Source organism: Halolamina sp. C58, assembly GCF_051195095.1.
Lineage (GTDB): Archaea > Halobacteriota > Halobacteria > Halobacteriales > Haloferacaceae > Halolamina.
The window spans coordinates 402,137-428,274 of sequence record NZ_JBNTJY010000002.1 but is presented as its reverse complement, the minus strand read 5'-3'; the positions used below and the strand labels follow the sequence as shown (position 1 = coordinate 428,274).

The following is a 26,138-nucleotide window of genomic DNA, read 5'->3' as shown; positions in this document are numbered from 1 at the left end:
GGGAGCCCGACGGGGAGGCGGCGATGAGCGACGAGGAGTTCTCGATCGACATCGCGGGCCACGAGACCGGCGACCCGGGCGTCGACGACGACATCGTGACGGAGGACCCGTCGGCGGATGCCGACGAGGAGGACGGCGAAGTCGAGCCGGTCGAGGTGCTCGTCAACTTGGCCGAGAACGGCGAGATCGACCCGTGGGACATCGACATCGTCGCGGTCACCGACGCGTTCCTCGCCGAACTCGACGAGGCCGACCTCCGTGCATCGGGCCGGGCGCTGTTCTACGCCTCGGTGCTGCTGCGGATGAAGTCCGACGCGATGCTCGGCGACGACGAGCCCGACGAGCCCGAACCCGAGCCGTGGGAGATGGCGATGGGTGGTGAGGCGCCGCCGCCCGGCGAGGACGACGGGTTCGACCCCGTCGACCAGCTGGAGGCGGAGATGGACCGCCGGCTCGAACGGAAGTCGACCCGCGGCACGCCGGAGACGCTGGACGAACTGGTCCGGGAGCTCCGGGACGCCGAGCGCGGGAGCTGGTGGAAGGAGTCCCGGAGCTACGACACGACCGACTCCCCTCGGGGCTACGATCGCGGCCCGCAGACGCTGGACTACCACGCCGGCGACGACTTCCGGCGCGACGAGGAGCCGACCGAGGACGACGTCACGGGCACCACCCACACCGAGGACATCGACGAGGTGATCGCCGACGTGGACGGCGCGCTGGCCGAGCGCTACGAGCGCGGCCGCGACGAGGTGCTGTTCGCGGAGGTGCGCGACGCCGGCGGCCGGCCGGTGATGACGTATCTCGCCCTGCTGTTCCTCTCGAACCGCGGCGACGTGCGGCTGAATCAGGACGACCTGTTCGGCGACCTCTGGGTGCAGGACCCCGCGGCCGTCGAGGCCGAGGAACCCGGCGGGGCCGGCGTCGTTGAGGACGACGACGCGGCTGCGGACGCCGGCGACCGGACCGACGACGCGGCGGTCGACGACGAACCCGAGGGGGCTGACGACGGGGCGGCGTCGAGCGCCGGGGACTCCGCGGCGGCGGAGGACTGACGCCGAAACGCCTAACCGACCGCCGGGAGAACGGCGAGTATGGTCGCTCCAGCCAACGTCGCGGTCGAGGCGTTCGATTTCCTCGTCTCGAACCCGCTGTTTACCGTGGTGTTGTTCGGCATGCTGGGGTTCGTTTTCTTCATGTATCTACTCGTTCGTCGGACGGTGCTCGGCCTCCGCGAGGGGTTCGACAGCGGGAAAGGACGGTGAGGCCGCCGTGGTAGATCCGCTCACTATCGGAACCGCGGTCGTTGCGGCGCTCGCGAGCCTGTTCATGGCGTGGGCCATCGGCGCCGGCTCGTCCGGCTCGACCCCCTTCGCCCCCGCGGTCGGCGCCAACGCCATCTCGGTGATGCGTGCCGGCCTCGTCGTGGGGATCCTCGGCTTCGCCGGCGCGGTGTTGCAGGGCCAGAGCGTCACCGAAGCGGTCGGCTCCGAGCTCGTCGGCGGCGTCTCGCTGACCGCGCTGGCGGCGACGGTGGCGCTGTTGATCGCGGCCACGCTGGTCGCGCTCGGGGTGTTCCGGGGCTACCCGATCGCGACCGCGTTCACCGTCACCGGCGCCGTCGTCGGCGTCGGGCTCGCGATGGGCGGGGACCCCGCGTGGGCGAAGTACCGAGAGATCGTGGCGCTGTGGGTGCTCACCCCGTTCGTCGGCGGCGGAATCGCCTACACCACGGCGCGGCTGCTCCGCGCCGAGCGCGTGCCCGAGCGCGTGCTCGTGCCGACGCTCGCGGCGCTGGTCGGCGCGATCGTCGTCAACGTCGACTTCGCGCTGCTCGGGCCGGCGGGCGGTAGCGGCTCGATCGCGGGCGAACTCGCCGGCACGGTCGTCGTCGTGGCGCTCGGCGGCAGCGTCGGCTCGCCGCGGGAGTTGCTAGCGATTCGCGGCGCCGTCACGCTCGCGCTGTCGCTGCTGGTCGCGCTCGCGCTCGCGGCCGACACGCGACGGGACGCCGAGAACGCCCAGCGGCGGTTCCTGCTCGCGCTGGGCGGGCTGGTCGCGTTCTCCGCGGGCGGCTCGCAGGTCGGGCTGGCGATCGGGCCGCTCGTGCCGCTGCTCGATACGTTCCAGTCGATCCCGATCGTCGCGCTGCTGCTCGGGGGCGGGGTTGGGCTCCTCGCGGGGTCGTGGACCGGCGCGCCCCGCATGATCAAGGCGCTCGCACAGGACTACTCCAGCCTCGGGCCGCGGCGCTCGATCGCCGCGCTGATTCCGAGTTTCGCGATCGCCCAGACCGCCGTCGCGTTCGGCATCCCCGTCTCGTTCAACGAGATCATCGTCTCCGCGATCGTCGGCTCGGGGTACGCCGCCGGCGGCGCCGGGGTGAGCCGGAAGAAGATGCTGTTCACCGTGCTGGCGTGGGCCGGCTCGCTCGCGCTCTCGCTGCTTCTGAGCTACGGCGCGATGACGGCGATCGAGTCGCTCTAGTCCTCGCCCAGCTCCGACAGGTCCTCCGTCACCACGTCCGCCGGCAGCGCCGCCAGTGCCGCCTCGGGCCAGCCGTCGTGGCCCAGCGTGAACGTCGTCTCCGGGTTCGCCTCGGCGAGCGACGCGACGCCGTCGGCGGCGGCGACGTACGCCGGCGGCTCCAGTCGCTCGGGCGTCTCGGCGTGCAACGGGTACGTCTCCGACAGCGACGGCGGGAACGGGCCGAACGGCGGCTCGACCCGCCAGACGGCGTCGTGGTCGTGGTCGGCGGGCTCGCCGAACTCCGTCAGTAGCGTTCGCTCGGGCGTTTCGAGCCGGGCGAGACGCTCGTGGTGGCGGAGCACTTCGGGCCGGCGGGCGCTCTCCGGCGAGGTGTAGAAGAACGTCCCCTTCGAGACGCGGTCGTTCGCCTCCAGCTGCTCGGCGTGGTCGAGCAGCGCCTTGTAGCCGTCCGCGCTCGCGGGGTGGGCGCGGGCGCGCTGCTCGACCAGTTCCATGAGGCTCCCCTCTCGGATCGCCTGCCGGACCCGGCGGATCTCCGCGAACGTGACGTGGAGGTTGTGCTCCGCGAGCGCGTTCTCCCGTTCGCGCTCGTCGAGCGCTCGGAGCGAGTCGGGGTCGTGCTCGGTACAGATCGGGCAGGGGCAGGGGAGGTAGCTGAGTTCGTCGAGCTGTTCGGTGCCGCTGACGGTGAGATACCGGCCGTCGCGGGCGTACAGCGCGTACGCCGCGGAGTCGAACAGGTCACAGCCGACCGCCGCGGCGAGCGCGAACATCATGGGGTGGCCCGCGCCGAACAGGTGGACCGGGCAGTCCGCGCCCAGCCCGCGCTTGGCGGCGGCGGTCACGTCGATCATGTCGTCGTACCGGTAGCTGTTCAGCAGGGGGACGACCGCGCCGACGGGGAACACGTCCAGTTCCGTGCTCGCGGCGTGTTTGCCCGCCTGCTCGCGGAGATCGGTGTACGTCGACCCCTGTACGGGGGCGTTGACCAGCATCTCGCCGGTGTCGACCGCCTCGGCGTCCGCGAGGGCCTCCTCGGTCGCGGCGAGCTCCTCCTCTGCCTGCTCGCGGCTCACGTCCGGCGGGGTGGGGATGTCGACGGGCGTCCCGATGTCGCTCCCGATCTCGCGTTGGAACTCGAGGATCTCGGTGGTCGTGGTGTCGATCTCGCCGTACTCAGCGAGCTGGAAGGAGCCGGAGTCGGTGACGATCGCGCCCGGGAAGTCGAGCATCTCGTGGAGGCCCTGTCTCTCGGCGCGTTCGCGGAGGTCGTCGGTCGTACGGATGATGTAGGAGTTGGTGATCAGGATCTCGGCGCCGAACTCCTCGTGGAGTCGGCGGGGGGAGATCGTCTGGAGGTTGGGGTTGACCACCGGCATCAGCGCCGGCGTCTCGACGGTGACGCCCGCCCGGGGCACCGTGAGTCGGCCGACGCGAGCCAGCCCGTCGCTGGCCCGGATCTCGAAGGCGTCGCGCATGGATCGGTTTTCGGGGGGGAACGGTAAGGGGTTGCGTTGTCAGGGCAGCGCGGCGACGACCGCCGCGGCCGCGTTCCCGGTCTGTTCGACCGCCCCGGTCGCGACGAGGTACAGCGAGAGGAAGATGATCGCGTTGTACGTGCCGTGGACGAGGATGGGGACGACGAGGTTGCGGGTGTACTCGTAGATCGCCCCGAGGATCAGACTCGGCCCCATCAGCACGCCGATCGTCACCAGCATCGCCGAGGGGTTCGACGCCACCAGCGAGCCGACGTGGATCGCCGCGAAGATCGCGCTCGCGACGATCACGCCCGGCACCGCGGTGAACTCCTCGCGGATGCGGTTCTGGACGACGCCGCGGAACAGCAGCTCCTCGCCCGGGCCGATCAGGAGGTACGCGCCCGGCAGCAGGTAGAGCACGATCTCGGGGTTCGCCATCGCCAAGTCCGCCACCTGGTTCTCGGCGGCCTCGGTCCCGGTCGCCGTGAGCAGCTGGCTGACGGCGATCAGGTAGACGAAGCTGAGCACCAACGCGCCGATCACGACCCCGAACTCCTTGATAGAGGGGAGTCGGATCCCGATCGCGCGGACGGGGATCTCCCGCTGTCGGAGGTAGAGGGCGCCGACCCCGAGGAACGCGACGCCCTGAGTCAGCAGCAGGGAGAGCACGATGCTGAGGACGGGGGTGATCGTGACGCCGGCGAGGTTCAGGAGGAGGCCGCTGAACAGGACCAGCACCAGCGCGGCGCCGATCCCGGCGACGCCGAGGCCGATCCCGACGCCGATCGCACGCAGTCGTGAGTCCATACCGGAGGGCGGGCCGCCGAGGCCAAAGTCGTTCCCCTGTCAGCCGAGTTCGTACCGGCTCACGGCCAGCGCCGCCCGGCCGTCCCGGATCTCGCCCTTTCGAACCGCGGCGACGAGGTCGTCGTAGTCGGCCGTCAGCGTCCGGATGCTCTCGTCGCCGTCGAGATCCTGCGCGGCCGTCGGCTCACAGCCCCGCGCGACGAACGTGTGGTGCAGCGAGTTCGCGATCCCGTTGACCGGCTCGGTGGTGCAGAGATGCTCGATCGAGCCGGCCGTGTACCCCGTCTCCTCCCGGAGCTCCCGTCGGGCGGCGGCTTCGAGGTCGTTTTCCTCAGGCTCGACCCCGCCCGCGGGCAGGCCGCGGTTGACGCGATCGACCGCCTGCCGCCACTCCTCGATCAGCACCACCTCGTCGCCGCCGGGCAGGAACGGGAGCACGACGACGGTCTCGACCTCCTCGACGTGGTGGTACTCCGTTTCGGTCCCGTCGGGCAGTTCCACGTCGTCGCGGCGGACGTCGAACCCGGGACAGCGGTAGTCGATTTCGGTGTCGAGCGTCTCCCACGCGAGGTCGTCCTCGGCCATGAGCGGGAGTGCTGCCCGGCCGCAAGAAAAGGCGGTCGGTCCGGCGTGGCGTCGATGGCGCCTACCGGGTCAGCCAGAGATCCCGGGCGCCGACGCCGGCGACGCCGGCGGCGACGGCGGTCAGGCTGAGGTCGACCCCGGTGTACCAGAACGGCAGCCAGGGGAACACGCCCCGGAGCATCACGGCGGCCTCGTCGAGCAGCGGGATGCCGCCCCCGGCCCGATCGGTCGGCGTCTCGCCGACGTACCACTCGCCCTTCGGCTGCTCACCCGCCGGAGGGCGATCGGCCTCGTAGGGGATCTGGTTGGTGGTGACCGACCAGCGAACGGTGCCGTTGCGGTCGACCTCGAAGATGCGCTTGTTGAGCGTGTCCGTCACCAGCGTGTGGCCGTTGGCGAGCCGGTCGGCGTCGCGGGGCCAGCGCAGGTCGATCCCGCCGGCGCGTTCGAGCGTCCACGCGACCTCCCACTCGCCGTCCTCGCGGTGGAGCTCCGCGACGCGGTTGTTGTCGCTGTCGGCGACGAGGACGGCCGCCTCGCCGTCGCCGCCGGGCGTCCCGCCGAGCCACTGTGGGTTGTGCTGGTGGTCGAGCACTTCGGGGTCGCCACAGCGCACGTCGCCGTCGCCATCGGTGTCCTCCAGTTGGCGCTTCCCTCCGGGCATGCAGGAGCCGTCAGAGCCGCCGTCGTCGGCGTTGATCGTCTCGATCACGCCCTCGTCGCGGTCGACGACGAGGATCTGGTTGGCGTTGCGGATCGAGACGAGGAACTGCCCCTCGTCGACCACGTCGACGTCGTTGATGTGGAGCCAGTCGACCTGAGTGGGGTCGGCGGGGGCGTCGTAGTAGCTGCTGGCGTTCCACTGCCAGACGGGCTCGCCGTCGCGGACGATCAGGAGCCGTTCGTGCTCCATGTCGCTCAGCAGATACTCGCCGTTACCCAGCTTCTCCACGTCGTGGACCTCGCTGTTGCCGCTGCTCCGGACGGGGAAGGAGTACTCGTACTCGATCGACTGGGTGTCGGGATCGAGGATCCGGAACCCGGTGTGGGTACACGGCGACTCGTAGGGGCCACAGTCCTCGTAGCCGCCGTCCATGAACCCGGCCATCACGCTGCCGTTGTCGAGTTGGGTCACGTCGAAGTAGCTGTCCGTGTCGTCCATGCGCCACGCCACGTCGCTGCCCTCGTACATCGCGACGCTGCCGTACTGGTGCCAGCCGGGGCCGCCGCCCTGTATCCCGACGATCGTCCGTCGTTCGCCGTCGGCGCCGGCGACGGCCGCGTCGGGGGCGAGCGCCGCGCTCGCACCCATCGTCACCACGAGGAGGGCCACGGCGCCGATCACCAGGACGACGCCGCGTCGCTTCCGGTCCATTACCGTACAGTCGGTGGGCGCCGGGGCATAACCCTTGTGAGGACGGCCAGCGCGGGAAGAACGATCGCCCTCGACCGATTCAGGCGGTTACGACGGTTCGAAACGCGTCGTCGACGGCCGCGAGCGTCGCTGCGAGCGAGCCGGAGTTGTCGACGACGACGTGGTCGTCGCCCTCGATCGGCTCGAACTCGTCTTTGAGCTGGGTGTACACCGAGAAGTCGGCGTCGCTCTCGTCGTCCTCCTCGCGCTGGCGGCGCTCGATGCGCTCCTTCACGACGGACTCCGCACACTCGACGCGGACGAGGCGGAACTCGACGCCCGCGCCGTCGGCGACCGCGGCGGCGCGCTGGCGGAGCTTCCGCCGGCGGAACGTGGCGTCGAGGACGACGTGCTCGCCGGCGTCGAGTCGCTCCCGTGCGCGGTCGAACAGTTCGTCGTACACCGCGGCGGACTCCTCGGCCTCGTACGTCGGCTCCGGGAACAGTTCCTTGCGCACCACGTCGGTCCGCAGCATGCGGGCCGGGAGCAGTTCGGCGATCCGCTCGGCGACGGTGGATTTGCCGGTGCCGGGCAGCCCACACACGAGGACGAGCATTCGTTTTGTTGGGTGGGGTGCGAGCACTAATAGTCAGCGCTTCGGGGTGGGGGGTGTCACTGATCGCCAACGAGGTGGCCCAGTACACGCTACGACGGCTGTCGCTCGTCGATGTGAGAATGCGGGAAGTGGGCCGGCGCGAATGTCGAACTCCGGGGGACTCGCTTCGCTCGTCCCCCGTGCTCGAATTCGCTTGGCGACACGATGTCCCGCACTCGGAACGCCTCGCTGTCGCTCGGCGTTCGTTGAGTGCGGGAAAGGTAGTGGGCCGGCGCGAATATGACCTCTCGGGCCCCTTTGGGTTCCCAACGTGGCTGTGCTCCCGCTTCTCGGTGGTGTTGTCACTCATCATCGTTCTCCTCCAGGTCCAGCTGATCGACGTACTGTCTTCGGCTCTCCATCCGGTCGCGGCGCCGGCGCCAGCGCTCCTCCTGGGTCGCCCAGTCGTAGTGATCCTCGATAACCGACACCGAGGCGTTGACACGCTCGGCGACGACCTCCGGAGGTAGCCCGCGGTTCAGTTGCCAAGTGATGCTCCCGGTCCGGATCTTGTGGGGCGACCTCGACGACGGGCACTTACTGGCGTGAGTGTAGGCCCGCCAGTCGCAGGTGCCTCGGTTCTTCCCGTGAGGGCAAGCAGAGTGAAGACACGGCTGGGTAGCCATGTACGACCAGTTCCGAACGGTGTTGTTCGTCGGCCGCCCTTTCGAGCTCGTGAGGAGCGGCTGGCGGCCGTACTCGTCGGTCACGTCGTGGCGCTCCTTCCGGATGTACTCCGCGAGCACGTCCATCACCGCGGACGGTAGCGCGATGGGGCGCTCGCCGTGGATCTTGTTCTTCAACGGCGTTCCGGTGTCCGGTCGGTGGCGGAACTCGATGTACTCCTCGTTGACGTGCACGTCTCGGACGTCGAGAGCCCGGAGGCCGCCTTGCCGAGCTCCCGTGTACCACGCGAGCTCTAGGAACGCGTGGCTGCGCCTCGCTCGAACGGTCTCGTCGTCGCGGTAGTGGTCGAGCAGCGCGAAAGCGTCCTCGGACCGAAGCGTGGTGTCGTCGGAACGATCCTCGGCGTCGAGGTCCGGGATACGCACAGCGTCGGAAAGGTCGTCCTCGACGGCGTCGAGTTGCTCCTCCAGATAGCGGAGGAACGTCTTCAGCGTCCACATCTCGCTTTCCAGCGTCGCCGGTGCCACGCGGCCGCTGCGAAGGTCGAAGTACTCGTCTATGTCGTAGGGACGGAGCTCGCCGACGGCCTCGATGCCGATCCCCTCGGTCCACTCCGTAAACAGCTTGAGACGGTACTTCCACGCCTTCACGCTAGACTCGGTCGCGTCGGCGCGCCGCCGGCGGAGGTACCGCTCGACGGCCTTCCGGACGCTCATGTCCGACGGATCGGGACGATCTCGGCTCACCGCAGGTTACCCCCTGAGGTAGTCGCGGTGAGTTCCTGGTCGAACCGCTCCGTGGTGATACCGCCGCAGACCGGACACTGCTCACCGTCCGCCTCACGGCGACAACGGACGCACTTAGGCATCCATCACCTCCGGCGGCACGTCACAGCCGCACGAGGTCGAGGCCGTCGACGGCCCCGCGATGGTGGCGCTGATGTCCCTCTCGCCGCAGTTCGGGCACCTCATCGGCGACCCCCCGAGTGCGAGACAGCGGTCACACGCAAACCGGCGCGAGAAAGCCGGTCGGCGAGCTCGACACTGCGGATCTCTTCGGTCTGCCCGCGTTCGTCAACGACGCGGAAAATCGTCGACGCCTCAGTCATCGGCACCACCTCCGTCGCTCGCGATCCGGGGCGCGAGCATAAACACGCCGGAGATGCTCCACTTCTCGTCTGTAAACGCGATCTTGATCGGGAACTCGTCGCCCCACTTCAGCGTCAGTCGGTCGGCGTCGGCGCTGTCGATCGCGCCGATCATGTCCTCGCAGTAGTCGAGGCTGAAGATGGACGTGCAGGGCTCCGCCGCGTCGGCGTCGCGGTTGTCCCACGCGCTCTCCAGCAGCGTCACCCGCTCGTCGTCGTCTCCTTGGTTGTTGTTTCCGTGCGACGACAGGACCAGCGTCTCCTCCTCGCGGGTGAGTTCCATGTGGTCGCCGGCAGCATCGACGGCGGTCAGCGCGTCACCGAGCGCCCCGATCTCCGGATCGGCACGGTTCGGAAGGTCGAGGTTGGGGATGTTCGGCCGGTCGCGGACAGAGTCGGGGTCGATCGTCCCCCACTCCGACTTCCGGACCATCCGGGAGTCCTCGCGAACGACGCGAACGCGAATCCGGCGGACGCTCGGCAGGAAGTCGATCGTCACGGGGTCGCCGTCGGCGTTCCCGCGGCCCTTCCGTGCCCAGCGGAGCGTCTTCCGCAGTCGTTCGAGGTTCACGCCGAACTCGACCTCGTCGCCGCCGCTCACTTCGTACCGGCCGAACATCTCGCCCGGCATCTCCACGTCGATCATCCCGACGTTCGACGGGTCGACGGCGCGGACGTGCAGCCCGTCCTCGTCGAACCGGAGGATGCACTCGCGAACGAGTACGGACGGCAGTTCGAAGAACGACCGCAGCGCGTCGCCACAGCTCGCGAGGGAGACCGAGGCGTCCTCGGCGGGCTCGGGCGAGAGCTGGTTCTCGGGCCGTGGACCGCTGTCGGCGACGACAGCGCCACCGTCGGTCGCGGTCCTCGGGTGGTCCGGGCAACGCTGATCGGCGGCCGAGACGGGGCGCTCGCAGGCACTCCCGTCGTTGCACTCGCCGCCGCAGGTGTGCTCACTCATCGGCGCCACCTCCGATCGGCGCGTGTTCTCGACAGACACGGCGCGTCTCTCCGTCGACGATCTCGACGCCGATCGGACGCGCGCCGCAGTAGTAGCAGCCGCTGACGTTATCTGTAGTCGGTGCCTCTCGATCGGTGCGGGGCGTCGACCCCGCGCGCTGTTTGGTGGACATATGGGTGTCCACGAAACCCGTTCCCGGCGGGTGGTTCCAGCACCACGCCGGGAACTACTGAATCTCACTAGCCGACGGCCTCGCGCTCGGGCTTCGCAGTCAATCCCAAAACAGCCACTATACGTAAATGTATCGGCTATTCTAAACCCGCTACATTATTGTTAAGGGAATAATCCCTCAGTAATAGGATAGTACATACACTACATGAGGTCAATGAGAGCCTCGGCTGACTGGATGTCTATTTGGGACGACAGGATTCTCGAATACATCGCAGAGCACGATGGCGGAAGTGTCGGAGATATTGCCGACCACGAACTGATCCGTGTGTCCCAGCCACACATTTCACGTCGTTGCGGCGTTCTGAAAGATCACGGTCTACTCCGCGCACTAGGAAATGGTGTCTACATGATTACTGAAGACGGACAGAAATATCTTCACGGGGAACTCGATGCGGAAGACCTGTCGAAGGGCGAGGAGAATGGTGATGAGGCTGCGGTCTAGGACGCGTCTTGAACGACGGTCAGCCGATTGGCTCTGCCATCTTGACGAGCGGATCATGGAGTGCCTTGGGGAGGCCGAGAAGCTGCTGACGCCGTGGATGATCGCCGACGACCTCGGGGCGCCGACACGGCGGCGCGTCGAGGAGCGCTGCCGCGTGCTCGCTCGTGCTGGGTTCGTACGGATGGCCCGGCGAGCGAGCATCGAGGACAAGTTCACGATCACCGGCTGGGGCCAGCTCTACCTTGAGGGCGAAGTTGACGCTGATCTTCGCCGACCGTTGCCGGCGCCGCGACCACCCGAGGCCGTTCGCCCAGGCTGGTACGCGGGGTTCGGGTAGCTATTGGCGAACCAAGAAGAGACCGTATACGGCCTGCACTATCAGTAGAACCCCGACTCCGGCGGCAATTAGGCCGATCGTTCCTCGTTGCTGAGTAGCAGGAGATGCTACAAGCAGGAATGCGCCGACGACAGCCGACACAGCAGCAGCACCTTGGGCCAGCTTATCGAGCATACTTTCGGACATATGGAGGGCGAACTTAGAACTGCCGACAGCTTACAGCCACTCCACCTTCCCGCGCTCCCTCGCTTGAGCCTTCTCCGTCGCTTCACCACGGTAGTGGTTCAGGAAGGTATCGAGATCGTTCCACCCGCCCCACCGCAGCGCGACGGTCTGATCAACGTCGGCGTTCGCGAGCTGCCCGGCCCAGGTGCGCCGGAGATCGTGAAACGTGAGATACCGCCAGCGATCCTCGTCGGTCCCCTCGGCCAGCTCGTCCCGAGCGGCCTCGACCCAGTTCCGGACGGACCGCGTGGACCGATCAACGAGCACCTCGTCGTCCTCGACGCCGCCGAAGCTCGCCGCGGCGTCCATCGTGTCCGCGAGCGAGTCGGGGATCGGCGCCTCACGGTACTTCTCGCCCTTCCCCTCCGGAACGACGAGCATCTTCCCCGCCTTGCCGCCGTCGACGACGTTCTCCGGTCGCACTTCGACGACCTCGTGAGACCGCAGCCCTACCTCGGCGCCGAGTCGGAATGCGACCTTCCGTAGCGGGTCGTCCGCGACGCCCAGGAGCTGCTCGACCTCGGACCGACTGAGCCACACTCGCCGACCTGCCTTGTCGTCGTACTCCTCGGTCATCATAGCTACCTTCCTCCTTGCGCGCTTCCCGGAAGTTTTCTTCGACCTTCACCCGCGAATCGGGGGGTGAATCGGGCCGAATCGGGGGGTGATCGGCGCTCGATCTTCCGAGAAGGCCCCGATTCTCGGAAGCGGCTCATGCCGGCCCCCGCGAGGTTTGCTCGCCCCGACGAGCGCACACGGGACAGACGCCGTCGGTGTTGTAGTACTCGACGCGGTGGTGTTCACAGAACTGCATCAGTCCCACCCTTCAAAATCACTCGCGCGCCGAACCCGAAATTCGTCGTTCGTCGGATCGTACGCGAGCTCGAGATCGTCGCCCTGCTCCATGCCGAGGCGCTCGGCAGTCTCTTTCGGAAGGCTCACCGTAAGCGTCCCGTCGTTGCTGCCGAGGGTTCGCTGTCCGAGCGGAACTACCTCGGATTCGCTACCAGTCTTCGCTTCAGCCGCCGACCGGCTGGGCCGAGATTTCGTCGTCACATGCTCACTTGCTGGTAGATCGGTAAAATACCTATGCGAATATCTACGCGAGTAGGTACGGGAGTATATACCGACGTATCAGGTTCCCAAGCGGCCGAGTATGCTGCTCACGGAACGCCGGGCGTATGGCAACGAAGTTGTTTCTGAAACGGAGTCAAGCCGAGAGGTGGTTCGCTCCGTGAGCTTCTCGGTGGAGTTCAGCGCCAAGTCCGGCGCGGACGACGCCCGCGAAGAGTACGAGGAGTACATCTGTCCGGTCGACGACGACAAGCGCGAGAAGACGGTCTTCTTCGTCGACGACACGCCCGAGCACGTTCGCGATCGCGTCGAGGCTGCGGCACAGACCGGCCGCGCCCAGCGCGACTCCGGAGCTGGGCAAGCCGACCTCACCGACGCCGAGAAGGAGCGAGTCGGCCCTTTCGAGGGCCCGAACAACTACCTCAAGGCCGCGAGCGTGAAGGCGCTGTTCCGCGAGAACGGCGTGAGCGACTGGGAGGCGTGGTACGACCCGACCCTCACCGTCGACGAACACCGCTCATCGGTACTGCCGAAGGCCCAGAAGGCCGGCGGCGGCGACCGGATCGAGAACGAGGGGCCGGATCGTGACGCCGCCGCGCGCGCCGAGGCGGCGGCAAACGAGCAGTGCGACCACGCTCGCGATCACTGTCAGCACGGCGACCCGGAGGCTTGCGAGTTCCTCCAGGAAGCCTGCGGCCTCGACGAGGACGAAGTGGCGGAGCTTCTCGAAGACGAGGACACCGGGCAGGCCGACGAGGAACTCTCGGGGAAGGCAAAGGGCGCTCTCGGCAGGGCATGGGGCGGCTACAAGGCCGCGATCAGCCGCTTCGATCAAGAGCTACGCGACGCAGAGGAGGCCAAGCAGAACGCCGAACGCGCTGCTTCGGCCATCAACCGCATCCGCCAGTCTCACGGCCAGGATGATCTCGAGTTCGAGCGCCTGGAAGAGTTGAGCGACCGGCTCACGGAGGCCGGTGAGACGGCACACGACGGAGAGGCACACATCGAAACATGAACGGAGTTACCTGCCCGGCTGACGGGTGCGACTACGGCGAACACGAGGAGCATAGCTTGGGCTCGGTGAAGAGCCACATCAACGCGAGCAAAGATCACGACGATAAAGCACGGCTCCGACAGCAAGCCGAACAGCAGGCTGTCGAGGCCCGAAGCGAGGGCGCCGAGGAGGCCCCTGAGCCTGCTACCGAGCCTGCTGTCGACGCCGCCGACGACGATAGCGGGCAAGAGCCGGCTGAAGGGGAGGAAGAGCAAGCTGAAAGCGCGGAATCGGAGCCGGAGGAAGCGACCGGCGAAGGGCCCGAAGAGATGGCTACCGACGAAGAGTATCAGCGACAGCAAGCATCGGAGGGCGAACAGAGCGAGGAGAGCGAGGGCGAAAGCGCCCCGTCAGGGGGAGAGAAGGCGGCCGCCGCCGCAGCAGGGGGCGCGGGCCTCATGTCGACCGTGAGCGGCCGCTCGCCCCTCTTTTGGGTCGGCGTGGCGCTGCTGGCGCTGCTGCTCTTCTCCTTCGTGATGGACGGCGGCGACGGAGAGCAAGCTACACCAAGCTCGGAGGGCGCCGAAGCGACACCTTCGACGCCCACCGAAGCGGCCCAGCAGCGGGGTGGTCTGAGTGGCTGACGACGATAGCGGGCAAGAGCCGGCTGAAGGGGCGGAAGAGCAAGCTGAAAGGGCCGAAACAGAGCAGGCCGAGGGCGCCGATGAGGGCCCTTCCGAGGGCGCTACCGAGCCTGCTACCGAGGAGGGCGACGACGAGCAGCCGGAGATAGCGGCCGAAGAGCAAGCTTCGATCCCCTCGAACATCGACGCCGAAGCGATCGAGGACGACACAGCCGAGGAGGCTGAGGAGGCCGACGACTCGGAGGACGTCGAGGACGAGCGTCAGAAAGAACCGGCGTCGATGGAGCCGGAGAGCGCTGCGTCGCCCGTGCAAGCCGGCGAGTTGTACGTAACGCTCGTCCACCAGACGACGAACGCAGCGATCCGGGCGAAGGGGAACGAGGACTCGGAGGAAGTCGACCGCGACCACTTCGAGGACTTCGATCTCGCCCACTACTTCGACTTGACCATGGAGGAGATGGGCGTCGGCTCCGATCTCGATCCGCACGAGGCGCTGGTCGTCGCGACGGCCATGTCGATGGGCCAGCCGATTCTGGAGAAGACCGACGTGATGGACGAACAGATCGGCCGACTGATGGACAAAGCCACGGAGGCAGCCTGATGCGCGACGCTATCAAGAAGAAGGTCCTGATGAACCTACTCGAGTCGGAGGCAGCGAGCGGACTGACCACGGTGATCGCGGAGATCGAGAACGAGCTCCTGGTCGCCGCCGAGCCCGTCGACGCCGCGATGGGAACCGGGATCATCGGCGAGATCCCGGACGTAGAGCGCCGGAAGGAGGCCATTCAGGACATCCTGAAAGCGATCGCGACGGACAGCGTTCGGGACGTGTGGACCGAGCAGTATCTCCCGGTGCTGGTCGACAACCCCGAGAAGGCCGAGAACCACGTCGGCAAGGACGCTGAGACGTGGGAAGCGCAGATCGAGGCGTGGGCTGAAGCGTGGCGTGAAAACGGTGCCGAGGGGTCCGACCGTGAGCTGGCCGAGATCCACGTTCGGGAGGTCTTCGGTGTCGATCTGGACACGTTCGAGACGCGGGTCGTCGAGTTCGACAGCAGTGAGGAGGCCGAGCGACTGTTCGCGAGCAACTTCCGGGCGGTGCGGGACGTGCTCGACGCCGCCGCGGAGGAGGTGGGGAAGTGAACGACAAGATTACGGCGATGGTCTTGCTGGCGGTGATCGCGAGCGCCTACCTGCTCGGCTATGACCTCGGTTGGTACGGCCGGGGCGGAGACCTTCCCTCTCAGCAGAGTGAGGTACCTCGGAGCCGGTCCGAGGCCATGCAGCGGGGTTGGTCGCCCGTTGTTGAGGTACCGACCGAGGAGGTGGACGAGTGACCCGTCGTCTAGTAGCCTCGATGAGCGGGTGGGGTAAGAGCTACCACTCACAGGGCATTATCGAGGCCTCTATCCCGGAATTTGACTACGTGGCGGTGTTGGACTACAAGGACGAATACCGGGGGCTCGTGAAGGCGGGGTTCGCGAGCCACTTCATCGTCGGCGGGCAGGAACTCAGTTGGTCGGTGGGGACGTGGCGGCAGTTCTTCGAGGAGAACGGCGCCGTCGTGCTGGCCCGCCACAAGCTGACCACGGACGAATGGAAGAAAGTCGCGGCGCGGGTCACGTCGGCGCTTCGGGAACTGGCGCCGGAATCGCGTGGTTCGCTGGTCGCAATCGACGAGGCGCACTGGGTCGCCCCTCAGAGTGGATCCGTCCCCGAGGCTATCGAGGGGCTTTCGACAACGGGCCGCGGTGAGGGGGCGTCAAGCCTGTGGATTACTCAGCGGCTGGCGAAGTTGGAGGAAGACGTTGTGTCCCAGTGTGACGAGCAACTGGCCGGCGGGTTCGAGAGCAAGAACGACCGGAACAAACTCGACCCGGAATACCCGGAGGACCTCCACAATCCGCAAGCTGAGAAACTCCCAAAGCTGGCTGAGGAGCTACAGACCGACGACGGGCAGAATATCCCGCTAAGGAAGTTCGAGGACGACGACGGGAGCACAATTGGTTCGGAATGGGTGTACGCTGACAACAGCGGGGAGAGGGAACGGCGCGATACACGGACCATGAGCATGGAGTCGACACACTACGGAGATGAGGGCAACCCCCTCCACGATCCTGAATACTGATGCCACAGGAACGAGTCACGCTGACGGGCGAAGACGCCGAACTGTTCCGGGAGATTCAGCAAGAGCTCGAGGAGAAGCGACGGGGTTACTCGGTAACGAACGTGGGCACCGTCCGGAGGCTGATGGAGAACTACGTTGAGGACGACTCCCGTCGCTGACCGGCTCACGCAATCTTACGCGTTTCTACGGAATCCTACGCAAAAGCTCTCTAAGCCGCCTTTTCACCCGGAGCTATTCGTTGGAGTTGCAGATGGCAGAACTCAGTCAGTCGTTTGATACGATCATGGACGCAGAGATGTGGACCCGGGTGGCGGCCATCACGGCCGGCTACTTCGCGCCGACGGTCCTACGCAACCTCATCGGTGGCGCTGTCCCCGACATGGCCGACCAGCCGGAGCTGTACGGCGTGGCGGTCGTCGGCGCGGGGCAGATGTCGCCGATGTACGCGAACGAACTCTCCCTCGGTGGCGGGATTCACACGCTCGACGCCGCGGCGGAGCGCTTCGACGTGAAGAGCACGATCGTCAACGCGGGGGCCTAAACAGATGCCTGAAACCCTATCCAACCTCGGAACCAGCAAGGTCGACGCAGAGGAGCGCGAGAACGTCACGGGCCAGATGACGGAGATTCTGGCCCTGTCGCCGAACGACGGCCTCCGTCTGATCCTCTCGAACATCGTCGACGGGATGGAGGGCATCCCCATCTACGCGAACCTCGTCGGGCAGGACGGCGACCCGCTCCCCCTCGACACAAAGCTGGTGCTTCGGTGGGACGCGCCCCACCTGGACCAGCCGCAGGTCGTGAGCTTCGCGCTGGACAACATCCGCCAGTACCGCACGCTCTCGATCAAGGAGCAGCAGAACGAGGACTTCCGCGACCGGACCCGGAACGAGCTCAAGGGCCGGACCCTCACCGTCGAAGACAACGAGGAGGTACAGGTCGCGGTCCTGTCCTCGGAAGTGATCGACTGGGCCGCGTCGGAAGTGTACATCGACGAGAACGCTGTCACCGTTCGGAGTAACTGACCATGAGCGAGGAACTGCGCCAGATGGTCGCGAGCGAGGTGTCGCACCGGGACACGTTCAGCGTCGCGGACTTCGACACGTCGCCGGGATCGAACGGTCGACGGACCAAGATCGCGGAGTACAAGACCGACCGGCCGCTCGCGCTGCGGAACGGCGTCCCGGTCACACCCGCCATCATGGCCTACGAGGAGTTCACGGCCGACGGTGGGGCTCCGGAGACGCTCAACCTCTCTCACAACCCCATCGAGAGCGGCGCCACGTCGGACAACATCGTGGTCTACGTTGGGGACTCGGAAGTGCAGCCCGCGGCGGTCGACTACTCGGCCGACACGGTGGACGTGGACACCACGGCCGGCGACACGGTGGGCGTGTTCTACGCGAGCGGCAAGCAGGCTCGCGTCGAAATCCAGAAGACGGCGCCGAACGGCACTCACGAAACCCTCTGGTCGGGCGACGTGAAGCTCATCCACCTTCGGAACCACTCGAAGGATCCCATCACGTTCGAGCTCACCGCGAGCTTCTGGGAGTCGGTGATCCCGACCGACTGGACCCTAGAGGTGTACGTGAACGCGCCGTACGTCGCCCGGTTCGCGAAGGACGTGGGCGGCGACGACACGGAGGAGCGTGCGACCAACGCCCTACTGTCGATCCCGTACCTGGGCGGCACCGGCGAGATCGCTGGGCTGTCCCGACAGGTGCGGCTCGACGCCGCGGAGGCGTGAGCCATCATGACTGGTGGACTGGACGCAGAAACGACGGGAGGGCAGCACGTCACGCAGCCCGGGCCGAACGGTCCGCAGTACACGACCATGGAGCAGGGGACTGGAGGCGTCCCCGGGCAGTCGCATCTGGATTCGTTCTTCGCCGGGTCCGCATGGACCCGCGAGGACGTGTCGCTGCTGCTGGACGTATCGATCCTGCTCATCATGCTGTACTGGGCCTACGCGGAGGTTGGTAACTGATGCTGATTGGGCCCGATGGTGAGCAGATCGCGCCGCCGACAGACGGGGGCGGCAGCACCGACAGCGGTGATAGCTCCGACAGCTCCGACAGCACGGATACAGACACCATCACGTTCGATCCGGACGACCAAACGCTCGGAACCGGCGGACTAGGCACGACTACCGGAGAGGATAACGACACGATCGACGTGGGAGACTCCGACTCAGACCCGTCTGACTCTTCGCCCGCCGGAGGTGCCGGCGAGCAGGAGGCGATTGAGCGGTTCGCTGGCCTCGAAGAAGGGGCGCTCGACGGTGCGACAACCGAGGAAGTGATCGAGGTCGGGCAAGCGGCCTCGGACTACTACACGGCCGAGGACCGCGGAAACGACGCCGAGGCCGAGGCGGCCCGTCAAGAGCTTCAGCAGGCTGTGCAGAACGCTGTCGGCTCCACGGAGTCGGGTAACGGCATCGGCGAGAAAGCGAAGATGGCCGCGGCGATCGTGACGCTGGCGGCCGCTATCGGCCTCGGAGGTGGGTCGACGTGACGACCCAGCCGACGACAAAAGGGGGTAACATCATCCTGCGTCGGATTGACACCCCGAACCGTGTCGAACCCGGTGAGGGCTACGAGGTAGATGTGAAGGTGTCGAACGGCGCGCTCGTTATCCAGCCGTGGGACGCCGACTCCTGTGGACAGGCAGAGCCCGGGTACAAGGTCCGGGTGGTTGCTGAAGACTCGACGGGAGACCGTCAGGAGGCGGGCCCAACCTGCCTCATGACCTCCGAACTGGGAACGGGGGACGAGACGTTCACCTTCGAGTTCCAGGCGCCCACAGAGGAGGGCGAGCACGAAGTAGAGGCGTGGGTCGAGATGGTCGGCAGCGGTAAGGAAACCGACCCGGACACGTCCACTATCCTCGTCAACGAGGAGGTGAGTCGAGACGCACCAAGTCCCGGCAACGACGACGGCAACACGCCGATCTTCGGCGGCGTCCCCACGGGGAGCGACCCGTCTGGATCGAACCCGCTGGGCTTCGGTGGCACCGTGGACAAAGCCGTGCTGCTGCTCGGACTGCTCGTCGTCGCGTGGCTAGCCAACTCCGCGAGCGACACCGTGGAGGCGGTAGCCTGACAATGCTCACCGAGTTCGTGCTTCCGGTCACGTCGTCGATCACGGCGGCGGGAGTCGTGTACATCGCCCGGGAGGCGCACCACGTTCGGAAGACGGTTGAGCGGAACCGCCAGCGAAGCGAGCAGAACGAGGAGCGAAGCCGCGAGAACAAAGAGCGGTCCCTGCTGAACCGCGCGGCACTCGCGCGTGAGGGGCTGACCAAGCGCGACCGACGCAACAGGGAGGAGAGTCATGGCTAGCTGTAACTGCGACATCAACGAACTGAGCGAACAGGAGCAAGAGCAACAGAAGGAGCGCGTGAACGGCACCGTCGTCGAGGTCGACAACGACGACGGCACGCCGTTCACCGGGGGTGGCGCGTGAACGTCGTCCCCCGGCCGAACGAGGAGGACGTGGCGTTCAACGACCCCTATACCGTCGAACTGGAGGACGGTGAGGAGGCAGAGGTGACGTTCACGCCGGAGCAGTCCGGGAGCACGTTCTACCTCGCGACGGTCGCGATCTCGAAGGTCCGGGGCACGGTCTACGAGCTGGAGGACGACGCCACGCCGATGTACGGGCCGGCGAACATCCCGCCCACGGACATCGACGACCTGACGGTGACGTGGGCGCCGTGCAAGCAGTTCAAGGACTCGCTGACCGTGTACATCCGGAACTTCACGGGCAACATCCAGACGTACCACGTCCAGCCGATCGGCTTCGAGCGCGCCGACGGGGGTGGTGCCTGATGGTCCTGGACACGACCGCCGACGTGGACACGATCGAGGCGGTCGAGGACCGCGACGGTGCGGTAAGACCGCCGGCGAACGCGGACCTGCAGGACCAAATCATCGCCGCGCTGGCGGAGTTGAACGACCACACCGGCAACGCCGAAGACGTGTTCGCCGCCAAGCTCCAGCCGGCGACAGATGGCGACATCCTGCCGTCCCACGCCGTCGACGACGGTTCGGAAGTGATGCTGCTCGCGGATCCCGCGAACGCCGGCCCCATCTACGTGGGGCCGACCGGATCGGCGACGGTGCCGCTCTCGAAAGGGAACGGCATCACGTTCGGCGTCGAGAACACCGAACTCCTCGAAGCGATGGCGTCGAACGCCGGTGACGTGCTGCACGTCATCGGGGAGGAGAGCGCATAATGGTGGGGTTCATCAGCGCCGGCGGTGGCGGCTTCGACTACGTTCAGGCCGGCCAGCCGGCCAATCCCCAGCTCGGGGAAATCTGGTTCGACGTCGACGGCGGGAGCGACGGGACCGGTGAGGCCAAGGTCTACGACGGCGACCAGTGGCAGCCGACGGGCTATACCGCACACGGCGACCTGACGGGCGTCACCCGGGACGCTCACCACCCGCCGGTCGACGTTTCCGGCCCGCTGACACAGCCGTCCGACCAGTCCCTCGGCCTGTCGATCGGCGACGGGCTCGCTAACTCTGCGGGGACGCTCGTGGCCGCTCTCGGTGCCGGGCTCACGATCGACGCCGACGGCAACATCCAGATCCCGGCCAACGGCGTGGCTCAGTCCATGCTCGGCTTTGACACGGCCACCCAGTCCGAGCTGGATAACGCGGAGAGTGCGCTGTCGACGGACATTACCGCGGTCGGGAACGATCTCGACGCTCACGCTGGCTCGACCGGCGGCGTGCATGGCGTCGCGTCGGGCGATAGCGTGGCCGGGCAGGACGACGTGGACGCGGTCACGTCGGCACTCTCGGACCACGAGAGCGACACCACCAACCCCCACAACGTCACCGACGATCAGACCGGGGCGGCGGCGGCGCTGTCGGACCACGAGAGCGACACCACTAACCCCCACAACGTCACCGACAACCAGACGGGGGCGGCAACTGCGCTTTCCAACCACGCCGGGAATAATTCGGCTCACCACGCGGCACCTGAGTACAACGGCGATCAGTTCAACGAGAGCGTGGGCGACACGAATGGGTCTTGGTCTACCGTCAGGACCTACAACGTCTCAGGGTCGGTGATTGGCTGGTATATCCTGTGTCGGTGCGGAGCCTACGTGTCTGCCGATGCACAGATTCAGATCGAGTACCAGGACGGGACAACTGACGCAATCACAGTTACAGCGAGCTCGGGCGGTAATTCTGGGTCTACGAGTATAGACTCTGGGCCTGGGTCCCAATTCACTAGCCAAGTTGGCAAAACGCCGGATGTTGTCCGGTATAGAGTCAAGAACAACAGCACACAGACGTACACGTTTAGCGTCCAGTGGCTGACTAATACGTAATCATGGCGACAGTACGCAAGCAAACAGACGATAATGGCACCGTGGAGAGTATTACCATCATCAAAAACGACTCGGGGCCGAACGGGCCACGCTTCGAGGTCGACAACAGCGGCGCCGAACCCGAGTTAGTCGAGCGGGACGAGTGGGTGCCCCCGTATCCCCGATCGCTGGAGCTGTCGCTGTCGTCTCAGTCAATCGTGGCCGACGGCTCCGACACAGTGAGCGTGACTATCGGGGCCGGCGCAGTCCCACAGGAGGAGCTTGGGACGGCGACTCTGACCGTTGCTGGCGACAGCTACCCGGTCGATGTTTCCAGTGGGTCGGGGACTCAGAACATCCAGGCGACGACCACGTCAGCCGACGCCATCAGTATCGAGGCGAGCCACCCGCTTCCGAACGACCCGAGGGGAGCGACCGCGACCGCGACCCTGGAGGTGGTGCAGCCGTGACGCCCGGGCCGCCCGATCACGCTGGCGCGCCGGATCACGCCGGCCCGCCCGATCACGTCGTCCGGGGTCGCACCCAACTGACACAGGACGACTCGATCGAGGTTGGGGACTCCGACCTTGACGACCTCGCGCAGCGAATCGACTGGGGGAGCCTCACCCCGCTGGAGCGGTACCTCCTGCTCCGGATCGAGGCAATCGAGACCGATGACTAACAGCAACAGCACGGCCGAGACGGCCGCACGACAGGAGGGACAGAGCGATGGGTGAGTTCTATAACGGCCACTGGAAGTCGGAATACCTCTACTCGGGGTCGGACTTCGACGCATACAGAGCGTGGCTGCACGGGGAGCTTTCTCATCGACAGTTCCGGACGCAAACCGCCCAGGGAGATGGTCCGGAAGCGCTGGATCTACCCGAGGGACACGTCGGCCCCGGCCACCACTTCAGCGAATACGAGAAGGGTGGTCCGACTGCCGAGGACTGGTACCTAGAAGGCGGCGATTGGGACAACCCACAGGGTTGGGAAGTGAACCACCGAGGCAGCTACGAACCCGACCAGTCCACGAACACGGACTCTGACGGCGGGTCGTCGGGCGGGCTCGACACGTCGGACGGCTCCAACTCCACCAATCCCGCGCCGAGTGGTGGCAAGAGCTTCACCTACACCATGACTGAATCGGACCGACGGATCGCTGATCCCGGAAACCTGGGCTGGGCGGAGGGGACGATCGTAAACTCGGCCGTCGATGCTCAGGGAGGGGAAACCCACAATGCCGGCGGTGAACCCGTGTACGATCTCGATGGAGAAACGTACACGGAGTACCACACCGAGCATCTCGGTGGTGGCAAGTACCGCATCACTCTGACGGGCCAGCCGACGCTGCCGACGACGACGCTTCGGTACAGCCCCAGCAGCACCCAGCGGGACGAGTGGGGAACCGACCCGAGCCAAGCCCAGACCGAGAGCATCGCGACGGCTGCGGTCCGGGACGCTGGCGGGGAAATCACGTTCCTCTTCGGCAAGACGCTCTACGAGGTCGACGGCGACCGCTACGAGGAGGCCAGCGTCGAGTGGAACGGGCAGGAGTACGTGGTAACTCTCCGTGACACCACGGACTGGGGAGAGCAATCACGCGAGCCTATCGTCCCCGACACCCGACCAGAGTGGGCCAACGAGTCGGCATCTGACCCTGCAAATGACGGGGCCGTTACCGTCCCGACAGAGCCGGAGCCGACCGGGGGCCATCCGGTCGATGATGACCCGGTCGGGCAGGACGGACAGGACTCCGGTGGTAGCGGTGGACTGGACAGCTCTCCGGGCGTGCCCGACGACGCGCCGGCTGATTTAGTCGAGCGGTACGAGGCCGGCGAAATCAGCTTCACCGAACTGCTGAACCAGCTCCCGGACGATACCGACCAGCCAGCCGACGACGGCAACCAGACCGACAGCAGCGAGGAGGTGCTGAGTGGGGAGATGCTGGCGCTGCTGGGGCTCTCCGGCGTGGCGCTGCTGAGAGCGAGGCAGTAAGCCATGCCCCCCGCTTCGGAACTCGCGGCCGAGTTGGTGGCGTCGTCGGCGCCGCAGCTCGTCGCGTTCGCGATCGGCGCGATCGCGGGCTCGATGGTGCCGACTTACTACGCCCAGGAGCGACTGCGCGGGTTCGGCCGGGCGCTGTTCGCTCGACTGCCGTACCAGCCGCCGCCGGGGATGCAGCGGGAGGAGGCCATGCGGGCGGCGGTCGAGGACGTGGACGCCGAGGACGCCGAGGAGGGCGACGATGCCGGCGCGTGAGGAGCTCCGCCAGGAGTGGGAGGACGCGCCGGACGACCCTCCCGAGCGGGACGTGATGGACGCGCTGATAGCGTCCGAGATGGAGGGCATCGTTCACCTGCGGGTTCGGTCCCGTCAGCCGACGGCGGACGGTGAGGGCGAGCTGGCGCCAACGCAGGCGTGGCTGTCGGCGCCGTCGACGGCGTGGCGCGCTGGGGAGCCAACAGGAGCGGCAGTGAGGGATTCATGACCGAGCTTTCCGAGGCCGAGTTCTTGAGTCAGCGAGTGCTGCCGTGGATTCGTGAGCGGCATCCGACCGCGAGCATCGAGACGGAGCGCTGGATACACCGAACAGGTGCGTTCTGCGACGTGTGGGTAGACTTGGGGACGCACGAGCTGGCGATCGAGGTTGGGAACAACCCCAGCAGCGTCCGAGCGGAGGCAGCGCAAGCGATGGAGTACGCGGCGGAGTCGGGGTCTGCGGTGCCGGTGGTAGTGGTGCCGACGGACCACGCGGAGCCGTCGGTGGTCGAAGTGTTCGAGGAGCGCGGCGTGCTCGTGTGGTTCGTGCCGACTGAAAGAACGTAGCCGCCTACACCCAGACTTCGCCTTTGTCCGGGTGATCGGCGGTCGCGAGGTGGCGGTTGTGTTCTTCGACGGTCTCCTCCGTGTTGCCACACGCGAGGCACTTCATCGTCGTTCGCTGTTCTCCGGCGGTGTCCTTTCCGCCCATTTAAACCCCCTCCGGTTCTCCGAGCTTGGGCGTCTCAGGCTCCCTATCGCCAGTCTGGTATCCGTCGACCCCAAACGCACGATCTCGAGAGCGTTCGACAGCCACCGTGGACCCATCACCGTCAGTCATCGGCGAGTGCCACCTCCGTCGACGGCGAAGTGTCCGGGGCCTGCTCGACCGGCGTCGGTGGCCGAACCGTGATCCAGACGTTCGACATGCTGCTGTCGATCTGGACGAACTCGGGCTTCAGCGGCCGGATGTACTTGGTCATCACCGCGTCTTTCGGCGTGCGGTTGTCGTACAGCGCGTTCTTCGCTTCCTCGATGGTGAGACGCAGGCCGGCGCCCGGGATTTGCTCTTCAGCGGTGTCGAGGAGCGTCCGGTAGGCTTCTTCGAGCATCGGGTCGTCCGGCGTGTGGATGTCGTCGGCGCTGTCGTCGCGGTGCTCCTCAACCTTCTCAGCGACGAGTTCGCGGAGTAGTTCCGACCGGCTGGCGTCCTCGCCGGCGATCTCGTCGAGAGCCTCGACGTGTTCCTCGGGACACCCGAAGGAGACGCGCTGCTTCGGGTTGTGGTCCATGCGGGACATCAGGCACCCACCTCAGCCCATACGCTGCATACCGAGTGAATACCCAGACGGCGCCGCGAAAGGCAGTCCGTATGTACGGGGTGTGGGGAGTGATGCGGTGCGGTCTCGCGTGCGGGGCCGTGTGCGCGCGTGTGAGGCGGCCACGACCGCCGGCGTCGGTGGCGTCGGCAGTGCGCCACGACCACGTTCATCGGCGCCCTCCCGTCGCGTCAGCGCGATGTGCTCGATCGACGTAGCCACCGTCGGCGGCGGCGCACTCGTCCGTCTCGTGGGCGTCGAGGTCGAGGCGCGGGATCGACACCGGCTCGTCCCGGGCGTCGGTCACGCCGAGGAACGCGGCCTTACGGACGGCACACAGATGGGCACACGGCCCATCGTGGTACTCCCACGCCTTGCAGTCGCAGGTGCCGACGTACTCCCCGTCCTCGATCGCGACGGCTACGAGGTGGCCGTCTCCGTCCGGGAGCGTCACGCGGAACCCGTAGCGGCCGGTGCTCTCGATCAGGGCGGCCTTCGGATCGGCGCGCGCCCAGCTCGTCTCCTCGGTGCCGGCGATCTCGTCGAAGTCGAGACGCTCACCCGGTGCGTGCTGGTCCGTCGACGGCGGGACGCGGTCGGTGCTCAAGCCTGCTCACCCCCGTTACACTCGGGGCAGACACGGCGAGTGATCGCGCTCCCTCGTCGGCGCCGAGGTTCGAGCCGTGCTCCGCAGTCCGGACAGAACCTCATGGCGAACACCTCGCGTCGTCCTGCGCGGGACACTTCTGGTCGGTGTCGAGAATGTAGCCGCCGCAGTAGTCGCAAATCGGCGGCGAGTTGAACGTCAGCCCGCTCTCGGTGCTCATGCTGAACACCCCGCAGAGCGGCCGCTACCTATCAGAGAACCCGGGAAAGAGTATAAGGGGGTAGTGGGCCGGCGCGAATTCGAATCGCGGTTACGGCCACCCGAAGGCCGAAGGATACCAAGCTACCCCACCGGCCCGCAGGCGAAACGAGGCACCCGGCGAGGTTAAGAGTTGCCATCTTTCAGCGCCGGCGACCGAAACACCGTGGCCGGAACCGATCGACGGCA

Annotated in this window: 41 protein-coding genes and 1 tRNA gene; 29 read left to right on the top strand and 13 right to left on the bottom strand. The window is 66.8% G+C overall.

The window, feature by feature from the left end:
- Window positions 1-23 precede the first annotated feature (23 nt).
- From ACQUSM_RS12790 to ACQUSM_RS12780, 3 genes are all read left to right on the top strand, one after another.
- On the top strand, window positions 24-1,055 hold the full coding sequence (locus tag ACQUSM_RS12790) for a segregation/condensation protein A (RefSeq protein ID WP_435119138.1): 1,032 nt from the start codon (window positions 24-26) through the stop codon (window positions 1,053-1,055).
- A gap of 39 nt (window positions 1,056-1,094) precedes the next feature.
- Window positions 1,095-1,265 (top strand): hypothetical protein, encoded by a 171-nt coding sequence (locus ACQUSM_RS12785; RefSeq protein WP_435119136.1) that lies wholly within the window; start codon window positions 1,095-1,097, stop codon window positions 1,263-1,265.
- A gap of 64 nt (window positions 1,266-1,329) precedes the next feature.
- Entirely contained in the window at window positions 1,330-2,487 is a 1,158-nt protein-coding gene (locus tag ACQUSM_RS12780; RefSeq protein WP_435119716.1) for an anion permease, read from the top strand.
- On the opposite strand, the gene tgtA is transcribed toward ACQUSM_RS12780, so the two are convergent.
- From tgtA to ACQUSM_RS12745, 7 genes are all read right to left on the bottom strand, one after another.
- Window positions 2,484-3,968: a tRNA guanosine(15) transglycosylase TgtA gene (gene tgtA, locus ACQUSM_RS12775; protein ID WP_435119134.1), complete on the bottom strand. Its 1,485-nt coding sequence runs from the start codon at window positions 3,966-3,968 to the stop codon at window positions 2,484-2,486. The genes ACQUSM_RS12780 and tgtA overlap by 4 nt on opposite strands.
- 39 nt (window positions 3,969-4,007) lie before the next feature.
- Entirely contained in the window at window positions 4,008-4,775 is a 768-nt protein-coding gene (locus tag ACQUSM_RS12770; protein ID WP_435119132.1) for a CPBP family intramembrane glutamic endopeptidase, read from the bottom strand.
- A gap of 39 nt (window positions 4,776-4,814) precedes the next feature.
- Window positions 4,815-5,360 (bottom strand): NUDIX hydrolase, encoded by a 546-nt coding sequence (locus ACQUSM_RS12765; protein ID WP_435119130.1) that lies wholly within the window; start codon window positions 5,358-5,360, stop codon window positions 4,815-4,817.
- Window positions 5,361-5,421: 61 nt separating this feature from the next.
- Window positions 5,422-6,735, bottom strand: a complete 1,314-nt coding sequence (locus tag ACQUSM_RS12760) for an aryl-sulfate sulfotransferase (RefSeq protein ID WP_435119128.1) — start codon at window positions 6,733-6,735, stop codon at window positions 5,422-5,424.
- Window positions 6,736-6,814: 79 nt separating this feature from the next.
- Window positions 6,815-7,330, bottom strand: coding sequence for an AAA family ATPase (locus tag ACQUSM_RS12755; protein WP_435119126.1), 516 nt, complete (start codon window positions 7,328-7,330; stop codon window positions 6,815-6,817).
- 341 nt (window positions 7,331-7,671) lie between these two features.
- Window positions 7,672-8,712 (bottom strand): tyrosine-type recombinase/integrase, encoded by a 1,041-nt coding sequence (locus ACQUSM_RS12750; protein ID WP_435119124.1) that lies wholly within the window; start codon window positions 8,710-8,712, stop codon window positions 7,672-7,674.
- A 384-nt stretch (window positions 8,713-9,096) separates the two neighbouring features.
- Window positions 9,097-10,104 (bottom strand): hypothetical protein, encoded by a 1,008-nt coding sequence (locus ACQUSM_RS12745; RefSeq protein WP_435119122.1) that lies wholly within the window; start codon window positions 10,102-10,104, stop codon window positions 9,097-9,099.
- A gap of 385 nt (window positions 10,105-10,489) precedes the next feature.
- On the opposite strand from ACQUSM_RS12745, the gene ACQUSM_RS12740 reads away from it, so the two are divergent.
- Window positions 10,490-10,777: a winged helix-turn-helix domain-containing protein gene (locus ACQUSM_RS12740; protein ID WP_435119120.1), complete on the top strand. Its 288-nt coding sequence runs from the start codon at window positions 10,490-10,492 to the stop codon at window positions 10,775-10,777.
- 55 nt (window positions 10,778-10,832) lie between these two features.
- Window positions 10,833-11,114 (top strand): winged helix-turn-helix domain-containing protein, encoded by a 282-nt coding sequence (locus ACQUSM_RS12735; RefSeq protein WP_435119118.1) that lies wholly within the window; start codon window positions 10,833-10,835, stop codon window positions 11,112-11,114.
- 216 nt (window positions 11,115-11,330) lie between these two features.
- On the opposite strand, the gene ACQUSM_RS12730 is transcribed toward ACQUSM_RS12735, so the two are convergent.
- Both ACQUSM_RS12730 and ACQUSM_RS12725 read right to left on the bottom strand, forming a co-directional pair.
- Window positions 11,331-11,918: a tyrosine-type recombinase/integrase gene (locus ACQUSM_RS12730; RefSeq protein ID WP_435119116.1), complete on the bottom strand. Its 588-nt coding sequence runs from the start codon at window positions 11,916-11,918 to the stop codon at window positions 11,331-11,333.
- Window positions 11,919-12,152: 234 nt separating this feature from the next.
- Window positions 12,153-12,281: a hypothetical protein gene (locus ACQUSM_RS12725; RefSeq protein WP_435119114.1), complete on the bottom strand. Its 129-nt coding sequence runs from the start codon at window positions 12,279-12,281 to the stop codon at window positions 12,153-12,155.
- A 214-nt stretch (window positions 12,282-12,495) separates the two neighbouring features.
- On the opposite strand from ACQUSM_RS12725, the gene ACQUSM_RS12720 reads away from it, so the two are divergent.
- The 24 genes from ACQUSM_RS12720 (at window position 12,496) to ACQUSM_RS12605 (ending at window position 24,332) form a co-directional block, all read left to right on the top strand.
- A complete protein-coding gene (locus ACQUSM_RS12720; protein ID WP_435119112.1) occupies window positions 12,496-13,428 on the top strand; it encodes a hypothetical protein in 933 nt (310 codons plus the stop codon).
- On the top strand, window positions 13,425-14,051 hold the full coding sequence (locus tag ACQUSM_RS12715) for a hypothetical protein (RefSeq protein WP_435119110.1): 627 nt from the start codon (window positions 13,425-13,427) through the stop codon (window positions 14,049-14,051). The genes ACQUSM_RS12720 and ACQUSM_RS12715 overlap by 4 nt, the downstream gene beginning before the upstream one ends.
- Window positions 14,044-14,652, top strand: a complete 609-nt coding sequence (locus ACQUSM_RS12710; protein WP_435119108.1) for a hypothetical protein — start codon at window positions 14,044-14,046, stop codon at window positions 14,650-14,652. Before ACQUSM_RS12715 ends, ACQUSM_RS12710 begins: the two co-directional genes overlap by 8 nt.
- Entirely contained in the window at window positions 14,652-15,194 is a 543-nt protein-coding gene (locus ACQUSM_RS12705) for a hypothetical protein (RefSeq protein WP_435119106.1), read from the top strand. Before ACQUSM_RS12710 ends, ACQUSM_RS12705 begins: the two co-directional genes overlap by 1 nt.
- The gene (locus ACQUSM_RS12700) at window positions 15,191-15,388 is read left to right on the top strand and encodes a hypothetical protein (RefSeq protein WP_435119104.1); all 198 of its coding nucleotides are present in this window, start codon (window positions 15,191-15,193) and stop codon (window positions 15,386-15,388) included. The genes ACQUSM_RS12705 and ACQUSM_RS12700 overlap by 4 nt, the downstream gene beginning before the upstream one ends.
- A complete protein-coding gene (locus ACQUSM_RS12695; protein ID WP_435119102.1) occupies window positions 15,385-16,179 on the top strand; it encodes an ATP-binding protein in 795 nt (264 codons plus the stop codon). Before ACQUSM_RS12700 ends, ACQUSM_RS12695 begins: the two co-directional genes overlap by 4 nt.
- A complete protein-coding gene (locus ACQUSM_RS12690; protein WP_435119100.1) occupies window positions 16,179-16,337 on the top strand; it encodes a hypothetical protein in 159 nt (52 codons plus the stop codon). Before ACQUSM_RS12695 ends, ACQUSM_RS12690 begins: the two co-directional genes overlap by 1 nt.
- Before the next feature lie 92 nt (window positions 16,338-16,429).
- The gene (locus ACQUSM_RS12685) at window positions 16,430-16,720 is read left to right on the top strand and encodes a hypothetical protein (RefSeq protein WP_435119098.1); all 291 of its coding nucleotides are present in this window, start codon (window positions 16,430-16,432) and stop codon (window positions 16,718-16,720) included.
- 4 nt (window positions 16,721-16,724) lie between these two features.
- Complete coding sequence (locus ACQUSM_RS12680) at window positions 16,725-17,204, top strand: hypothetical protein (RefSeq protein WP_435119096.1); 480 nt, start codon at window positions 16,725-16,727, stop codon at window positions 17,202-17,204.
- 2 nt (window positions 17,205-17,206) lie between these two features.
- Entirely contained in the window at window positions 17,207-17,926 is a 720-nt protein-coding gene (locus ACQUSM_RS12675; RefSeq protein WP_435119094.1) for a hypothetical protein, read from the top strand.
- Between the two features lie 6 nt (window positions 17,927-17,932).
- Window positions 17,933-18,166: a hypothetical protein gene (locus tag ACQUSM_RS12670; protein ID WP_435119093.1), complete on the top strand. Its 234-nt coding sequence runs from the start codon at window positions 17,933-17,935 to the stop codon at window positions 18,164-18,166.
- On the top strand, window positions 18,166-18,693 hold the full coding sequence (locus tag ACQUSM_RS12665; protein WP_435119092.1) for a hypothetical protein: 528 nt from the start codon (window positions 18,166-18,168) through the stop codon (window positions 18,691-18,693). The genes ACQUSM_RS12670 and ACQUSM_RS12665 overlap by 1 nt, the downstream gene beginning before the upstream one ends.
- Window positions 18,690-19,280 (top strand): hypothetical protein, encoded by a 591-nt coding sequence (locus ACQUSM_RS12660; RefSeq protein WP_435119090.1) that lies wholly within the window; start codon window positions 18,690-18,692, stop codon window positions 19,278-19,280. The genes ACQUSM_RS12665 and ACQUSM_RS12660 overlap by 4 nt, the downstream gene beginning before the upstream one ends.
- A 2-nt stretch (window positions 19,281-19,282) precedes the next feature.
- The gene (locus ACQUSM_RS12655) at window positions 19,283-19,519 is read left to right on the top strand and encodes a hypothetical protein (protein WP_435119089.1); all 237 of its coding nucleotides are present in this window, start codon (window positions 19,283-19,285) and stop codon (window positions 19,517-19,519) included.
- Window positions 19,512-19,643: a hypothetical protein gene (locus ACQUSM_RS12650; protein ID WP_435119087.1), complete on the top strand. Its 132-nt coding sequence runs from the start codon at window positions 19,512-19,514 to the stop codon at window positions 19,641-19,643. The genes ACQUSM_RS12655 and ACQUSM_RS12650 overlap by 8 nt, the downstream gene beginning before the upstream one ends.
- On the top strand, window positions 19,640-20,008 hold the full coding sequence (locus ACQUSM_RS12645) for a hypothetical protein (RefSeq protein ID WP_435119085.1): 369 nt from the start codon (window positions 19,640-19,642) through the stop codon (window positions 20,006-20,008). Before ACQUSM_RS12650 ends, ACQUSM_RS12645 begins: the two co-directional genes overlap by 4 nt.
- Window positions 20,008-20,415, top strand: coding sequence for a hypothetical protein (locus tag ACQUSM_RS12640; protein ID WP_435119083.1), 408 nt, complete (start codon window positions 20,008-20,010; stop codon window positions 20,413-20,415). Before ACQUSM_RS12645 ends, ACQUSM_RS12640 begins: the two co-directional genes overlap by 1 nt.
- Window positions 20,415-21,524: a hypothetical protein gene (locus tag ACQUSM_RS12635; RefSeq protein WP_435119081.1), complete on the top strand. Its 1,110-nt coding sequence runs from the start codon at window positions 20,415-20,417 to the stop codon at window positions 21,522-21,524. The genes ACQUSM_RS12640 and ACQUSM_RS12635 overlap by 1 nt, the downstream gene beginning before the upstream one ends.
- Window positions 21,525-21,526: 2 nt before the next feature.
- The gene (locus ACQUSM_RS12630; RefSeq protein ID WP_435119079.1) at window positions 21,527-21,973 is read left to right on the top strand and encodes a hypothetical protein; all 447 of its coding nucleotides are present in this window, start codon (window positions 21,527-21,529) and stop codon (window positions 21,971-21,973) included.
- The gene (locus ACQUSM_RS12625; protein ID WP_435119077.1) at window positions 21,970-22,185 is read left to right on the top strand and encodes a hypothetical protein; all 216 of its coding nucleotides are present in this window, start codon (window positions 21,970-21,972) and stop codon (window positions 22,183-22,185) included. Before ACQUSM_RS12630 ends, ACQUSM_RS12625 begins: the two co-directional genes overlap by 4 nt.
- 47 nt (window positions 22,186-22,232) lie before the next feature.
- A complete protein-coding gene (locus ACQUSM_RS12620; RefSeq protein WP_435119076.1) occupies window positions 22,233-23,501 on the top strand; it encodes a hypothetical protein in 1,269 nt (422 codons plus the stop codon).
- Window positions 23,502-23,504: 3 nt separating this feature from the next.
- A complete protein-coding gene (locus ACQUSM_RS12615) occupies window positions 23,505-23,765 on the top strand; it encodes a hypothetical protein (protein WP_435119074.1) in 261 nt (86 codons plus the stop codon).
- Window positions 23,752-23,994, top strand: a complete 243-nt coding sequence (locus ACQUSM_RS12610; RefSeq protein WP_435119072.1) for a hypothetical protein — start codon at window positions 23,752-23,754, stop codon at window positions 23,992-23,994. Before ACQUSM_RS12615 ends, ACQUSM_RS12610 begins: the two co-directional genes overlap by 14 nt.
- Window positions 23,991-24,332 (top strand): hypothetical protein, encoded by a 342-nt coding sequence (locus tag ACQUSM_RS12605; RefSeq protein ID WP_435119071.1) that lies wholly within the window; start codon window positions 23,991-23,993, stop codon window positions 24,330-24,332. The genes ACQUSM_RS12610 and ACQUSM_RS12605 overlap by 4 nt, the downstream gene beginning before the upstream one ends.
- Before the next feature lie 4 nt (window positions 24,333-24,336).
- Here the strand turns inward: ACQUSM_RS12605 and ACQUSM_RS12600 are convergent, their stop codons facing one another.
- The 4 genes from ACQUSM_RS12600 to ACQUSM_RS12585 form a co-directional block, all read right to left on the bottom strand.
- The gene (locus ACQUSM_RS12600) at window positions 24,337-24,477 is read right to left on the bottom strand and encodes a hypothetical protein (protein WP_435119069.1); all 141 of its coding nucleotides are present in this window, start codon (window positions 24,475-24,477) and stop codon (window positions 24,337-24,339) included.
- Between the two features lie 121 nt (window positions 24,478-24,598).
- The gene (locus tag ACQUSM_RS12595) at window positions 24,599-25,066 is read right to left on the bottom strand and encodes a ribbon-helix-helix domain-containing protein (RefSeq protein WP_435119067.1); all 468 of its coding nucleotides are present in this window, start codon (window positions 25,064-25,066) and stop codon (window positions 24,599-24,601) included.
- Between the two features lie 187 nt (window positions 25,067-25,253).
- The gene (locus tag ACQUSM_RS12590) at window positions 25,254-25,691 is read right to left on the bottom strand and encodes an SWIM zinc finger family protein (protein ID WP_435119065.1); all 438 of its coding nucleotides are present in this window, start codon (window positions 25,689-25,691) and stop codon (window positions 25,254-25,256) included.
- Between the two features lie 284 nt (window positions 25,692-25,975).
- Window positions 25,976-26,048 (bottom strand) — tRNA-Pro (locus ACQUSM_RS12585).
- Window positions 26,049-26,138 lie beyond the last annotated feature (90 nt).